Origin of the sequence: Pseudoflavonifractor sp. 60, assembly GCF_009911645.1 — a bacterium.
Classification (GTDB): domain Bacteria; phylum Bacillota; class Clostridia; order Oscillospirales; family Oscillospiraceae; genus Lawsonibacter.
Window position 1 is genome coordinate 1 of record NZ_QWKI01000231.1, and the last position, 13,302, is coordinate 13,302.

At 60.8% G+C, this 13,302-nt stretch carries 13 protein-coding genes; 6 read left to right on the forward strand and 7 right to left on the reverse strand.

Annotated elements, in window-relative coordinates:
- Both D1646_RS22885 and D1646_RS20390 read left to right on the forward strand, forming a co-directional pair.
- Positions 1 to 221, forward strand: a 221-nt coding sequence (locus tag D1646_RS22885) for a hypothetical protein (RefSeq protein WP_207709448.1), incomplete at its 5' end; no start/stop codon positions are given.
- 33 nt (positions 222 to 254) lie between these two features.
- Positions 255 to 1,385, forward strand: a complete 1,131-nt coding sequence (locus tag D1646_RS20390; protein WP_160638218.1) for an SMI1/KNR4 family protein — start codon at positions 255 to 257, stop codon at positions 1,383 to 1,385.
- A gap of 128 nt (positions 1,386 to 1,513) precedes the next feature.
- Here D1646_RS20390 and D1646_RS20395 read toward each other — a convergent pair whose 3' ends face one another.
- From D1646_RS20395 to D1646_RS20425, 7 genes are read right to left on the reverse strand one after another with little or no spacing between them, the layout of a single operon-like run.
- Positions 1,514 to 2,773 carry a DUF4272 domain-containing protein gene (locus D1646_RS20395; protein ID WP_160638219.1) on the reverse strand — a complete coding sequence of 420 codons (1,260 nt, stop codon included), beginning with the start codon at positions 2,771 to 2,773 and terminating at the stop codon, positions 1,514 to 1,516.
- Between the two features lie 12 nt (positions 2,774 to 2,785).
- The gene (locus D1646_RS20400; protein WP_160638220.1) at positions 2,786 to 2,959 is read right to left on the reverse strand and encodes a DUF4250 domain-containing protein; all 174 of its coding nucleotides are present in this window, start codon (positions 2,957 to 2,959) and stop codon (positions 2,786 to 2,788) included.
- A gap of 15 nt (positions 2,960 to 2,974) precedes the next feature.
- The gene (locus D1646_RS20405) at positions 2,975 to 3,496 is read right to left on the reverse strand and encodes a CbrC family protein (RefSeq protein ID WP_160638221.1); all 522 of its coding nucleotides are present in this window, start codon (positions 3,494 to 3,496) and stop codon (positions 2,975 to 2,977) included.
- 12 nt (positions 3,497 to 3,508) lie between these two features.
- Positions 3,509 to 4,051, reverse strand: coding sequence for a hypothetical protein (locus D1646_RS20410; protein ID WP_160638222.1), 543 nt, complete (start codon positions 4,049 to 4,051; stop codon positions 3,509 to 3,511).
- 3 nt (positions 4,052 to 4,054) lie between these two features.
- Positions 4,055 to 6,736 (reverse strand): alanine--tRNA ligase, encoded by a 2,682-nt coding sequence (gene alaS, locus D1646_RS20415; protein WP_160638223.1) that lies wholly within the window; start codon positions 6,734 to 6,736, stop codon positions 4,055 to 4,057.
- Positions 6,737 to 6,759: 23 nt separating this feature from the next.
- Entirely contained in the window at positions 6,760 to 7,539 is a 780-nt protein-coding gene (locus tag D1646_RS20420) for a hypothetical protein (RefSeq protein ID WP_160638224.1), read from the reverse strand.
- 9 nt (positions 7,540 to 7,548) lie between these two features.
- Positions 7,549 to 7,971, reverse strand: a complete 423-nt coding sequence (locus D1646_RS20425) for a DUF3887 domain-containing protein (protein ID WP_160638225.1) — start codon at positions 7,969 to 7,971, stop codon at positions 7,549 to 7,551.
- Between the two features lie 605 nt (positions 7,972 to 8,576).
- On the opposite strand from D1646_RS20425, the gene rsxC reads away from it, so the two are divergent.
- From rsxC to D1646_RS20445, 4 genes are all read left to right on the forward strand, one after another.
- The gene (gene rsxC / locus D1646_RS20430) at positions 8,577 to 9,902 is read left to right on the forward strand and encodes an electron transport complex subunit RsxC (protein WP_160638226.1); all 1,326 of its coding nucleotides are present in this window, start codon (positions 8,577 to 8,579) and stop codon (positions 9,900 to 9,902) included.
- Entirely contained in the window at positions 9,899 to 11,554 is a 1,656-nt protein-coding gene (locus D1646_RS20435; protein ID WP_160638227.1) for an RnfABCDGE type electron transport complex subunit D, read from the forward strand. The genes rsxC and D1646_RS20435 overlap by 4 nt, the downstream gene beginning before the upstream one ends.
- A gap of 36 nt (positions 11,555 to 11,590) precedes the next feature.
- Positions 11,591 to 12,181: an Rnf-Nqr domain containing protein gene (locus D1646_RS20440; RefSeq protein WP_160638228.1), complete on the forward strand. Its 591-nt coding sequence runs from the start codon at positions 11,591 to 11,593 to the stop codon at positions 12,179 to 12,181.
- Positions 12,182 to 12,291: 110 nt separating this feature from the next.
- Positions 12,292 to 13,044 (forward strand): metallophosphoesterase family protein, encoded by a 753-nt coding sequence (locus tag D1646_RS20445; RefSeq protein ID WP_160638229.1) that lies wholly within the window; start codon positions 12,292 to 12,294, stop codon positions 13,042 to 13,044.
- Positions 13,045 to 13,302: the final 258 nt, after the last annotated feature.

Here is a 13,302-nt window from a genome sequence, read left to right on the forward strand (position 1 = left end):
TTCAGGATATTATAGCGGAAACTGATGTTAAAACGCAAGACCCAATACGGTTTTCGGTTGCATCAAATGGCCGGGAGATTCCCAAGGGCGCGAGTATCTTCTGTACTACCGACTACGGCGGCAGCGAGGGCTTGCTCAGGCGCGCCATTTTTGCTAAAATATACGAGTATTATGGTTCAAATGCTTGTATTCCAATAGGCATATGGTCAGCAGGAATATGAAAACGAATTAGAAATATTCTGAAGGTGGTTGTTATGACTTTAGAAGAACGAATATTGGCGCTAAAAAAGAAATTGAACCGTAAGCGGAACTGCAAATTGAATCCTCCTATGTCACCCGAGGAGCTTCAAGTTTTGGAGAAGAAGTACGATTTTATTTTACCCGAAGATTTCCGGCTTTTTCTTACTCTGGTGGGGAACGGCGGAACTTTGCCGCCCATCACCGACGACTGTGACCAGCTCCTTCCCTTCCCCCAGGAGCCCGGCGAATTGGAGCGCTTGGGCCGTCCCTTTGCGGTGGAGGACACCCTGGTCTGGGCGCAGAGTCCAGACCCTGAGCCTCAGATGGAGGCGGCATACAATGGGAACGGATTTGTCACGTTGATGGAGGATGAGTGTTGCGGCAATGATACTTATCTGCTGGTGGTAACAGGGCCCTGTCGGGGAGAGGTGTGGTACCGGGCGGAGCCAGGCATTGTGAGGCTGAAGGACTGCAGCTTTCTGGACTGGCTGGAGCTTCATCTCGCCAAAAAGCTGCAAAAATTCATCCGGAAACAGCTCAAGGCAAATCAGTCTGCCACAGAAAAGATGGATTTGATTCTGGCTGCCCGCGAAAAAGTGGAACGGCACAGAAAGCGGGGGGCTAATTGGAATCCGCCCATGTCCCTCAATGAGGTACGGGATTTTGAATACAGGCACGGGATCACGCTTCCAAAAGAATATGTCCAGTTTATTACACAGATTGCTAATGGCGGGAAATATGGTACCTGGGTCATATATCCGCTTCAGGCCTTTGAGGATATGCCAGGACTTACAGAACCCTTTCCCTTCCAAACTGAAGAAGATCTCGCAAAAGTTTCTATGAAACCGTATTACAATCCAATAAACCCCAGCTTCTGGGACAGCTGGGGAAAACATTTTCCTGATATTACTACTCCAGAGCAGGTACATAAAACGTGGCTGAAGAAAGAATATAGTGTTTTATGTGGTGCATTACCAGTTGCAGCCCTCATAGAACCACAAAATACGCCCAAAAAGTTCTTTACCCAAGAAATAATGGTTTTAAATGGAGTATTCCAAGGGGAAATTTGGTCTGTGGATTCTCAACTCTATATTCCAAATCTCTTTTCGAATTTTTTATCATATATACGAGTTTCGCTAGTTTAGCGCTCTTAATAGGATAAAACATTAAAAGACTCTTTATGAAAAACGAAACGCAGATCAGGATACTTCTGCTTCAGCCGCTTTTCAACAGCATAAGGGACAGCCCTGGCGGGCTGTCCCTTTCGCTGTATTTACGTGGACAAATCCACCTCGTCCCAGGGGCACATATTGTCACAGCCCGCCAGCCAGAACAGGGCCCGGTGGCGCTCCATGACCACACCCTCCTCAACCCCCTGGGGGGCGGGCATCCCCATCACCCGGGCATCCACGCAGGCCCAGTGGAGGCGGTAGATCAGATCGGCCTGTTCCAGCAGCTCCTTTCGGGGGCGCAGCCGGGCCGCCTGGGTCAGACTCTCCAAATCGGGGACCTCATGCAGCAGCCGCACCGACTCGGGCACGTTGCAGATGCGGTCGGGCCAGAACAGGTCGTCGGTCAGCCCCAGGGCCCACTCCATGGCCCACAGGTTCTCATACTGCCAGGCGTACTGGATTTGGGTCTGCTCGGTGGACTCGGGGTCGTCCAGATAGGCCCTCTCCGCCGGGGAAAAGAAAGGCTCCGCCTGGTAGCTGTCGATGATGGGCGCTACAAACTCCCGGGCCTCCTCATAGCTCATGTGCTCCCCCAGGCGGCACTCGGAGTACAGCGATACAACCAGCAGCGCCGCCGCCCGCTGACAGACCTCCTCCACGGTGCGGCCCGGCTCCTCCGCCCGCTCGTGGAGCAGCGGCAGCCAGGGGGTCACATAGATGTGCCGGTCCCGCAGCGCCTCCACCGACCGGTCCCGCCGCTCCACGCTCTCCGGAGGCGCGTTCTTGGCCCAGTCCGCCGGGACAGGCTGTTCGGCTGGCAGATACCAGTCCAGGTCGGATTTGCCCTCCTTGTTCAGGATGACCTGCCCCTTGCTGTTTTGCAGGGTCATACCGTCGCCGAAGGTGATAACCCCTTTCAGCTTCTCCGTAATGTCAAAGAGGGGCTCCAACACCTGTTTTTCCTTCTCACGGGTTTCCGCCGGGCTGGCGCTGTCGAAGGAGTAGATGATCTGGACCAGACTCTTGCACTGGCGCAGGTGGTAGAACAGGCCACGCTTGACTTCCAGCAGCCGGGTCTCGTTCTGGTAGACATAGCCCGCAACCCCTTGGAGCTGCTGTTTGGCATACTCACCGTTCTCCCCCTCGTCGGTGGGGGCACTGGCCAGGAGGATGATCTCCATGTCGTCCTGACACAGGGTTATGTTGTTCCGGTCCCCCACTGTCTGTACCTGGAACAGCTCACCGATCCGGTCCAGCACCTTTTTGGGGTCGGGCTCCGGACAGAACAGCATTGCCGCCTCCTTGACCCGCGCCTGCGCCTGGGGCTCCTTGGGCTTTTTGAACTTATCAAACAGTCCCATGACGGCTCCTCCTTACACAAACCGATTTTGCTTGGCGTTGTAGGTATAGTTCACAGCAGCCAGTTTCCGGACCAGCTCCTCCCGGTCCGTCTCCAGGTCGTCGCACAGCTCGTCCAGGCTGGCGTACTGGTCCCGGAGCTTGGTGTTCACATAACTGAGCAAAATAATCGGGTCCTGGGGAAGCATGGAACATTCTCCTCTCTAATCGTAGTCGGTTTGAATCAGATGCTTTCCGCAGTGGAGGCACCGGAAGAGATACCCGTAGGGATTGCACCCCAGGGACTGGGGATTGTCCCGGAGCCAATCGTTCAGCTCCGGGTCCTCCAGGACCTCCTCCAGAATGCCTTGGTCCACCAGACCCTGATAGTCCACGTCCCCCAGGTAGGCGCAGAAATCGCCGCAGTGGGCCCGCCAGTACTCCTGCTGCCAGCCGCAGTAGCCGGGGGTACGGCTGACCAGCTCGTCCACCTTGTCAAGGTCCTCCACCTCGTCGGTGGACTCGCTGTCCTGGAAGGCCCCGTCGTACTTCTCCGCCGCCGCCCCGCTGGCGATGCAGGCGGGACACAGGTTTTCTACCTCGCCCACCGAGTAGAAGGGCCCGGTGTAGATCACAGAGGTCTTCTCCCCACAGCAGGGGCAGGTGACCGGCTCCTCCAGCTCTTCAAACACGCCGGTGGCGAAGGGGTCGGGGTGGTATTTAAACACGGGGATGTTGTTCTTCATGGAAACGCCTCCTTACTGGGGCCGCTCCAGGCCCAGGGTATCGTAGTACTCGTCGGAGAAATGCAGCACTGACGGGTCGAACCCGGCCTGGAGGGCTTTCACTGTTTCAAAGGGGCTGGCGGGGGTCAGGTCAAATTCTCTGGCAATGGCGGCCAGGGCGGCGTCCTTATGGGCAAAAAGTGCCTCATGCGTCCCCTCTGTTCGGGCCGCGGCATCCTCCGCCAGCAGGCCGCGGAACTGCTCCTGTGTCATCCACCAGAGCTGGGAGATGGGGTTGGCGTCCTGGCAATAGAGGACGAAGGACATAAATTCCCGGAAATGACTGGCCACAGGGAGGACGAACTTCCCCTCCTCCCCCATGCAGGGGTCCACACAGAACACCCGCTCGTCCCCCGGCAGGAGGATAAAATGGACCCCGTCGCAGCCGATGGCCCCCACCGGCTCCGCGTCCACCGGAGTACAGAAATAATCGCAGAACTGGCCGCCCCACTCCAGACCGATGGACGCGAAGTCAATATCCAGCGCATGAAAGCGCCTCAAATCGTCTCGGGTCATGGTTTACAGCCCCAGCTTCATGGACACCACATTGTCCACCATGGCCAGGGCGTTGTCCACCATCAGGAGGTCCTTGCCGCCGCCCATGGCGGAGTCGGGCTTGCCGCCGCCGGAGCCCCCGGCAATGGCGGACACCTGCTTGATAATGTCCCCGGCCTTGATGCCCCGCTTCACCGCCTCCTTGCCGCACACGCACAGGAAGGTGATCTTCTCGCCGCTGACGGAGGCCAGCACCGCCACCACATTGGGCTCCCGGTCCTTGAGGATATCCCCCATCTGGCGCAGCCGCTGGGCGTCGGCGTCGGAGATCACAGAAGTGAGCACCTTCAGGCCGCCTACCTCGTGGGCGCCGAAGAGGATGCGGTCGGTCTCGCCGGCGGCCTCCTTGGCCAGCAGCTTGTCGATCCGCTGGCGCAGGGACTTCATCTCAGCCATTGCGGCCTCCGCCTTCTCCTGGAGCTCGCCCGGCTTGGCCTTGAGGGCGGCGGCAGCCCGGAAGATCAGCTCCTGGTTGCGGTTCATGGTCTCCAGGGATACCCGGCCGGTGGCGGCCTCGATGCGACGCACGCCGGCGGCCACCGAGAACTCGCTGGTGATGTGGAATACGCCGACTTTCGCCGTGTTGTCCAGGTGGGTCCCGCCGCAGAACTCCACCGAGAAGCCGTCGCCCATCTCCACAACCCGCACGGTGTCGCCGTACTTCTCGCCGAACAGGGCGATGGCCCCCTTCTTCTTGGCCTCCTCAATGGGCAGCACCTCGGTGTGGACGTCGCTGCCCGTGAGCACCATGTCGTTGACCAGGGCGCTCACCTGGCTCAGCTCCTCCGGAGTCATGGCGGAGAAGTGGGTGAAGTCGAAGCGCAGCCGGTCGGGCTCCACCAGAGAGCCGGACTGGTGAACGTGGTCCCCCAGCACCTTGCGCAAAGCGGCGTCCAGCAGATGGGTTGCGGAGTGGGCCCGCATAACGGCCCGGCGGCGGGCAGAGTCGATTTGAGCGCAGACGGTGTCTCCCACCTTGAGCACGCCCTGGGTCATCCTGCCGTAGTGCATATACTTGCCGCCCTTGTTCTGCTGCACATCGGTGACCTCAAAGCTCATCATGTCCGCGAAGATGGCGCCGTGGTCGGCCACCTGACCGCCCATCTCGGCGTAGAAGGGAGTCTTGTCCAGCACCACAATGGCCTCCACTCCGGAGACGATCTCATCCACCTGCGCCCCCTCGGCCACAATTGCAACTACCTTGACCTCCGTGACCGCCTGATTCCAGCCGTTGTAGCCCACAAACTCGGTGGCGGGCACCTCCTTGCCGAACTCCACACCGGCCCAGCCCAGGTCGCCCAGGGCCTCCCGGGCCTTCCGGGCCCGCTGGCGCTGCTCCTCCATGAGCTGGCGAAACTCCTCCTCGTTGAGCTTCATCCCCTGCTCCTCCACCATCTCCAGGGTCAGGTCCACGGGGAAGCCGTAGGTGTCGTAGAGCTTGAAGGCGTCCGCCCCGGAGAAGGTTTTTTCCTGCTTCTCCTGGTGGCCACGGAGCATATCGTTAAAGATTTTCAGGCCGCCGTCGATGGTCTTGGCAAAATTCTCCTCCTCAACCCGGATGACCTTGGTGATATAGTCCTGCCGCTCCCGCAGCTCGGGGTAGTGGCCCTCGTTCTCGTGGATGACGGTCTCCACCACCTCGAACAGGAAGGGCTCGTTGACCCCCAGCAGCTTGCCGTGGCGGGCGGCCCGGCGCAGTAGCCGGCGCAGCACGTAGCCCCGGCCCTCGTTGGAGGGGAGAACGCCGTCGCAGATCATAAAGGCGGCGGAGCGGATGTGGTCGGTGATGACCCGCAGGGAGACATCTTTCTCGTGGGATTCGCCGTAGTGGGCGCGGGTGATCTCGCTGACCTTGTTGGTGATGTTCATCACGGTATCCACGTCGAACAGGGAGGCAACCCCCTGGCAGACGCAGGCCAGCCGCTCCAAGCCCATGCCGGTGTCAATGTTCTTCTGCTTCAGCTCCTCATAGTGGCCCTCGCCGTCGTTGTCGAACTGGGAGAAGACCACGTTCCACACCTCAATATACCGGTCGCAGTCGCAGCCCACGGTGCAGCCAGGCTTGCCGCAGCCCCACTGCTCCCCGCGGTCGTAGTAGATTTCCGAACAGGGGCCGCAGGGGCCGGAGCCGTGCTCCCAGAAGTTGTCCGCCTTGCCGAACTTGAAAATGCGCTCGGCGGGGATGCCGATGACCTTGTTCCAGATCTCAAAGGCCTCCGTGTCGGCGGGGGTCGTCTCGTTTCCGGCGAAGACGGAGGGATAGAGCCGGTCAGGATCCAGGCCAACCCACTCAGGGCTGGTGAGGAACTCCCAGGCGTAGGGGATGGCCTCCTTCTTAAAGTAGTCGCCGAAGGAGAAGTTGCCCAGCATCTCGAAGTAGGTGCCGTGGCGGGCGGTCTTGCCGATGTTTTCAATGTCGCCGGTACGGATACACTTCTGACAGGTACACACCCGGTGACGGGGGGGCTCCTCCTCCCCGGTAAACCAGGGCTTCATGGGGGCCATGCCGCTGTTGATGAGCAGCAGAGAGGCGTCGTTCTGGGGGATCAGGGAGAAGCTGGGCAGGCGGAGATGGCCCTTGCTCTCAAAGAATTTCAGGAACATCTCCCGCAGCTCGTTCAGACCGTAGGGTTTGGGTTCTTTCATGTCGATTACCTCCGAATTGTAGTTTATAAGTTGTCTTGACAGATTTTCGCAATATGATCCAGATAGTTCCACCAGGGGTTCCCCGGGCCCTCCCCCGCAAAGCCGGGGACCCAGCGGTCGCCCAGCCACTTGATGTGAAACATCCCCTCATGGGAGAGGGCACGCTTGAGCTGCTTCAGCTCCTGGGGGGACAGCGTGTCATAGCGTTCCACCTGCTCCATGGCCCGCTCCAGGGGATCGTCCGGCCCAATCCAGCCGGACAGCTCCTGGAGGGCGCGCAGCACAAGGTCCGGGTCCATCCGCCTCGGCGTCTCCGTGTCGAAGACCACCAGATGCTCCTCCCTCTGATAGTCCACCAGCCGCCACAGCTCCTCCCGCAGAGAGGAGGGGGTGAAGGACTCAAACCGGGTCCCGTTGGAGAACTCCAGACTCAGGTCCCCCAGGGGGGAGACGCGGCAGCCGGTGACGGTACTCCCCCTCAGTTTTCGGGACAGACCGGGGGACAGCACGTCGAACCGGCTGCTCTCCACCGCAGGCCGGCCCACCAGGTCGTAGGCCCAGTCCTCGCCGGCCCGGTCCGGGGCGAAGGGCTCGTAAATATCCCGGGAGGCCAGGATGATCCGCCCCTTTCGGACAAACCGCCACTGGGTCTGAAGGTGGATGGAGTAGGAGGGGACGCTCCGGACCTGGCCGTCCGGCTTTGGGCGGGCAAAATACCGCTCCACCGTCTCTCCTAAATTGAGGCACAGCATATCCACCGCCCGGCTCAGGCTGTGGAAGGGGCTCCCGATGATACGCTCCATCCAGCCCCCCTAACGCACGGAGACCTGAATGCCCATCAGCTCCAAATCGGTGCTGTAGGCGATGCGGTACATGACGCTTTTTTTCTCGTGCTTGCAGTAGAACACCGCGGTTCCGTACTGCTCGCCGGTGTCCTTGATCTTCTGGCCGGTGGCTATGGCTTCGGTCTCCCGCACATAGGCCTGGGCCTTGTCCAGCCGCTCCTCCATATAGGTCTGGATCCCTTCGGGACTGGAGGTCTCCTGGGCGTCGGCCCGCAGGCGGTCGTAGACCTCCTGATATCCCCCCTCGTTGAGCAGAGTCACAATCTCCCGCCCCTGTTCCAGAAGGGTCTCCTTCTCCATCCCCTCGGGCAGAGGATTGCCGGAGACCTTACAGCCCGCCAGCAGACACAGCGCCGCCAGAATGGACAGCAGGAGTAATTTTTTCCTCATTGTATCCCCTCCAGCATTAGCTCTGACCATACATAGAGCACCGCCTTGCCGGCCAGCTTCACCCGGTCTCCCTCCAGAACGGCAAAGGCGTCCACCACGTATTGCCTCATGATAAAACTCCTCCTTTCTGCAAAAAAACGCCCCCGACACTGCTGTCAGGGGCGGAAATTTCCACGGTACCACCCTGATTATCCCCGGCACTGCGGGGCATCTCAAGCTGCCCGTAACGGGGGCATACCGTCCCGGTTGTCCCGGGCCGCTCGGGAGTGGCCTGCGCAGACGCTCTGGCCGAGGGCTTGCACTCTCCCCTCTCGCTTCGGGCCGCTGTCTTGCGCTTGGCTCCGTCATCGCATTTCCCGGATTATTGTATCACATTTCTCCCGCTTGTCAACCATCTTTTCCGAAATTTAGCCCAGCGAAGGGGAGAGGCGTCCGCCGGGGACTTTTTTTCTTGACCGGCCTTCTTTTCTGCCAAAACCTTGGGCATAATGCCGTTGACACAATGAGATTGTTGGATTATGATGTATTCTGTATTATTATTGAAAAGTGACGCATATTTTGTCCCGTCCAGCTGGCCGGGGCAGGATCTGGGGAGGTTTATCCATATGATTCACTCCTTTTTCGGCGGGGTATATCCTGCCATCAGAAAGGGCAGTACCAGGCGAAAGCCCCTGGCCCGGCTGCCTCAGACGCCAAAGGAAGTTGTCATCCCACTGATTATGTGCTCCGACGGCCCTGCCGTCCCCATCGTCAGCCCGGGCGACCCGGTGACCATCGGCCAGCCTATCGCCCGCCGGGGCCAGACCGGGGCGGCGGCCCACGCCAGCATTTCCGGACGGGTTGCGGCCATTGAGAAGCGCCCCCACCCCTGGGGCGGTCTGGCTTCCGCAATCGTCATCCATAACGACAACCGCAATGAGCTCTATCAGAGCCCCATGGTGCCCCTGGATCCCCGGCAGCTCACCCTAGGCCTGCTGGTGGAGCGCGTGGAAGCGGCGGGCATTGTGGGCATGGGGGGCGGCGCTTTCCCCACCTGGGAGAAGCTGCGTATCTCTGCCGGAAACATTGATACCCTGATCGTCAACGCCGCCGAGTGCGAGCCCTATGTGACTGCCGACTACCGCCTGCTGCTGGAGCGGGGAGAACACATCCTCCGCGGCGCCCAGGTGCTGGCCGGCTGCCTGGGCTGTGAGCGGGTCGTGCTGGTTACCGAGGGGGACAAGCTCAGCGCGGTGGAAGCGGTGGAACGCCGCCTGCGCCGTCTCCACGGGGTGAGAGTTCAAATCGTCACCATTCGAACCCGCTACCCCCTGGGGGCGGAGAAGCAGATTATTCAGACGGTGACCGGCCGGGAGGTCCCTCCCGGAGGCTCTCCGCTGGATGTGAAGTGCGCCGTCTTCAATGTGGCCACCGTCTACGCCATGCAGGACGCCCTGCTGCAGGGGCGGCCCCTCACCCACCGGGCGGTCACCGTCACCGGTGGGGCGGTCACCCGGCCCCGAAACCTGTGGGTCCCCATCGGAACCCCCCTGCGCCATCTGCTGGAGGCCTGCGGCGGTCTGTGCGAGGAGTCGGACCGGATGCTGCTGGGGGGACCCATGATGGGGGTTGCCCTGCAAAATCTGGACGCCCCGGTGACCAAGGACTTCAACAGCCTGGTCTGCCTCACCGACTGGGAGCACAAGCCCGATACCCCTGGCGGGGTGTGCATCCGCTGCGGCAAATGCGTGGCCGCCTGTCCCATGCACCTGGCCCCCACCTTTATCCGCCTTGCCCTGGAGGAACGGGACCTGAAACGGCTGACCAGGTATCACCTGGAGGACTGCAGCGCCTGTGGCTGCTGCTCCTTCATCTGTCCCGCCCAGATCCCCCTGGTGGAGACCATTGCCCAGGCCCGCGGTCTGCTGCGGCGAGAGGGGGTGGGCAGATGAGCGCCGTCTTTGCCCCCAAGCGGCTGTCCCCCCAGCTGCGCCAGCCCGCCACCACCCAGGCCATGATGCTGGACATGATGGTGGCCCTGGCCCCCGCCCTGGGGATGGCCGTCTTCTTCTTCGGCCCCCGGGCCCTTGCGCTGTGCGGGGCGTCCATCTTCTCCTGCGTGTTTTTTGAGGCCCTCTACCGCCGCCTGACCCACCAGCGGGGCACGACCGGCGACCTTTCCGCCTGTGTCACCGGTCTGCTGCTGGCCCTGAGCCTGCCCGCCAGCGCCCCTTACTGGGTCGTTGTGATGGGCTCCGCCTTCGCCATTATCGTGGTCAAGCAGTTCTACGGCGGCCTGGGCCGAAATTTTATGAACCCCGCTCTGACCGGACGGATGCTGGCGGGTACCATGCCCATTCTGATGACCAACTGGACCCTGCCCCTCCACCGTATGTCCGTCAACGCCGTGGACACTCTGTCCGCCGCAACTCCCATGTCCTACCTCCACGAGGGGGCCCTGCCGCCCCAGGGGCTGGATCTGCTCCTGCTGGGTCAGCGGGGGGGCTGCATGGGGGAGGTGTCCGCCTTCATGCTGCTGCTGGGGCTGATCTATCTGCTACTGCGCCGGGTCATCTCCCTGCGTATCCCCGGCGCCTACCTGGCCACGGTGGCTCTCTTCGCGCTGTTCTCCGCCCCTGCCGGCGTCTCCCCTCTGGTGTGGACCGGCTATCAGCTGATGGGGGGCGGCCTGCTCATGGGGGCCATCTACTTTGCCACCGACCCCGCCACCTCCCCCGTGACCCCCAGGGGACAGATCATGTTTGGCGTGGGCTGCGGCCTGCTCACCGTGCTGCTGCGCTCCTCCAGCTCCTACCCCGAGGGGGTTGGCTGGGCCATTCTCACCATGAACTGTATGGTGTGGCTGCTGGACCGGTTGGGTCTGCCCCGGCGGTTTGGAATGGGCAACTTCGCCGTAACCCGGGCCTTTCTGGTACAGCTGCGTACCAGCCTGTCCGAGATTAAATTTGTCCGCCCCCAGCTGAACCTGAGGCACCCCAAGCCCAAAGAGGGACAGGCGCCTGGAGAGGCCTGGCTGGATCTGCTGCGCCCCGCTCTAAGGACCCTGGGCCCCCTGGCGGGCGTGGCTGCGGCGACCTGTTTGGCCATCTTCGCTGTCCACCGGCTCACCGATCTGGACACCGCACGGGCTGGCTTCCAGGTCCAGCGGGAGATCCTGGCTCAAGCGATGCCCGCCGCCACCGTGGGAGCCGAGACCCCCTACTACGCCCCAGGCGCACTGTCCATCACCGCCGGCTATGACGACGAGGGCCAGCTGCTGGGCTACTGCGTCCAGGTGCAGAGTCAGGGCTTCGGCGGCCCCATTACCATGTCGGTGGGTGTGGACCTGAACGGTGCGGTCACCGGCGTGGCCATTGTCAGCCACAACGAGACCGACCGGGTGGGCACCTCCGCCATGACTCCCGCCGCCCTGGCCCGGTATGTGGGCCGCTCGGGTACCATCCGCGCCGGAGGAGACAACTCCATAGACGCAGTTGCCGGAGCCACCGCCACCTCAAAAGCCATTACCGCCGGGGTCAACCGGGCGCTGAATATTGTTGCGAATTTGGACACGGAGGAGGAGATCAACTATGAAGACAGTTAACAGACCTCTCCCCGCTGCTGGAAGGGGGCGAAGAAGATGAACACCGCTTTGGAGCTGATGGGCGTGGCGCTGGCCGCCCTGTTGTCGGAAAATCTGGTACTGGTCACCTGTATGGGCATCGGCACCCATAAACGATCCTTTGAGGAGCCCCGGGAGGCCATCCGCACTGGCATTTGCCTTACGGTGGTGATGGTGCTGGGAACGCTGTGCGCCTGGCTGTTCAACTTCTTTGTGCTCATCCGCTTCGGCTGGAGCCACTTTCAGGTGCTTGCCTTTTCGCTGCTGGTCCCGGGACTGGTGGCCGGACTGCGCCGGTTTCTCCGCGCCTGCGTTCCGGAGCTGTCCCGGCGAATGGACGGCAATCTGGCCTCTATCTCCACCAACTGCGCCGCCCTGGGCACCGTTCTGCTGATCTCCCAGCGCAGCTACGGCCTGAGCGCCGCACTGGTTTTTGCGCTGTGCGGGGGCATCGGCGCAACCCTCGCCCTGGCCAGCTTTGCCAGCCTCCAGCGGGAGGTAAACCTGGACCGCTGCCCCAGAGCCTTCCGAGGGGCACCAATCCAGCTGATTACCGCCGGACTGATGGCAATGGCGCTCATTGGATATTACGGTCTCTACTTGGGCTGACCCGTGGCAGGCCCCGGTCTGAGCATCAGGTGTCCCCCCTGTGCAGTCACGCCAACGATGTGGAAATCGAGCAGAGTTTGTGTTGAAATAGACCTGGAAAGAGGGGTATTATGGCCATATTTTTAACAGGTGACACCCATGGGAATTTCAAGCGGTTCGAAAACACCATCTTCTATGAGCAGGTAGGGCTGACCAAGCGGGACTGCCTTATCATCTGCGGCGACTTTGGTGGGGTCTGGGACGGCGGCCCCGAGGACCGGCGCTGGCTGGACTGGCTGGAGAGGAAGCCTTACACAACCCTGTTTGTCTCGGGCAACCACGAAAACTACGACCTTCTGGCTGAGTACCCAGCGGAGGAGTGGAACGGGGGGCAGGTACAGCGTATCCGCCCCTCGGTGATCCACCTGATGCGTGGGCAGGTGTACGACATTCAAGGAAAAAAGTTCTTCACCATGGGCGGGGCCAGCAGCCACGACATTGCCGGCGGCATTCTGGAGCCGGATGATCCCGAGTTTGAAAAGAAGCAGGAGCAGCTGGAGGCCAGCAGATCACTGTACCGGGTCAACCATGTGTCCTGGTGGAAGGATGAGCTACCCAGCGCAGAGGAGTACGAAACCGCCCGATTTAATTTGGAAAACCATGGCTGGAAGGTGGACTACATCATCACTCATTGCTGCCCCACCTCGGTGCAGGACGAGCTGAGCGGCGGATTTTATCAGGCCGATGCTCTGACCGATTTTCTGGATGAGATCACCCGGCGGTGTGAATTTGAATATCACTTTTTCGGCCATTACCACACCAACAAAATAATCCGGGAAAAATTCGTCCTGCTGTATGAGCAGATCATACGGCTAAAGCTGTGAAGGGGAAGCTCCTCCTGATTTTTTCCACTGTTCCTGGAATCCAGTATTTACGCCGGGAAAGGATAGTCCAGAATACAAAAATAAGACCCTGCGTCGTCAGACGCAAGGTCTTATTTTCTATGGCGCAGTAAATGTCATTGTCCCTTACGGGTTAAATCACATTGCCCTACGACAACAGCGTTGTCGTGGGGCAATATAGATTTTTCTCGAAAAGGCAAAGTCGTTTGTTCTGTTGGGCTTCGCCTCCGTTTGCCCCCC

Coding starts and splice junctions, on each gene's coding strand:
- D1646_RS20405 (WP_160638221.1), bottom strand. CDS start 3,496: ATGAAGAACAACATCCCCGTGTTTAAATACCACCCCGACCCCTTCGCC.
- D1646_RS20440 (WP_160638228.1), top strand. CDS start 11,591: ATGAACACCGCTTTGGAGCTGATGGGCGTGGCGCTGGCCGCCCTGTTG.
- D1646_RS20445 (WP_160638229.1), top strand. CDS start 12,292: ATGGCCATATTTTTAACAGGTGACACCCATGGGAATTTCAAGCGGTTC.
- D1646_RS20390 (WP_160638218.1), top strand. CDS start 255: ATGACTTTAGAAGAACGAATATTGGCGCTAAAAAAGAAATTGAACCGT.
- D1646_RS20410 (WP_160638222.1), bottom strand. CDS start 4,051: ATGACCCGAGACGATTTGAGGCGCTTTCATGCGCTGGATATTGACTTC.
- D1646_RS20420 (WP_160638224.1), bottom strand. CDS start 7,539: ATGGAGCGTATCATCGGGAGCCCCTTCCACAGCCTGAGCCGGGCGGTG.
- D1646_RS20425 (WP_160638225.1), bottom strand. CDS start 7,971: ATGAGGAAAAAATTACTCCTGCTGTCCATTCTGGCGGCGCTGTGTCTG.
- rsxC (WP_160638226.1), top strand. CDS start 8,577: ATGATTCACTCCTTTTTCGGCGGGGTATATCCTGCCATCAGAAAGGGC.
- D1646_RS20400 (WP_160638220.1), bottom strand. CDS start 2,959: ATGCTTCCCCAGGACCCGATTATTTTGCTCAGTTATGTGAACACCAAG.
- D1646_RS20435 (WP_160638227.1), top strand. CDS start 9,899: ATGAGCGCCGTCTTTGCCCCCAAGCGGCTGTCCCCCCAGCTGCGCCAG.
- D1646_RS20395 (WP_160638219.1), bottom strand. CDS start 2,773: ATGGGACTGTTTGATAAGTTCAAAAAGCCCAAGGAGCCCCAGGCGCAG.
- alaS (WP_160638223.1), bottom strand. CDS start 6,736: ATGAAAGAACCCAAACCCTACGGTCTGAACGAGCTGCGGGAGATGTTC.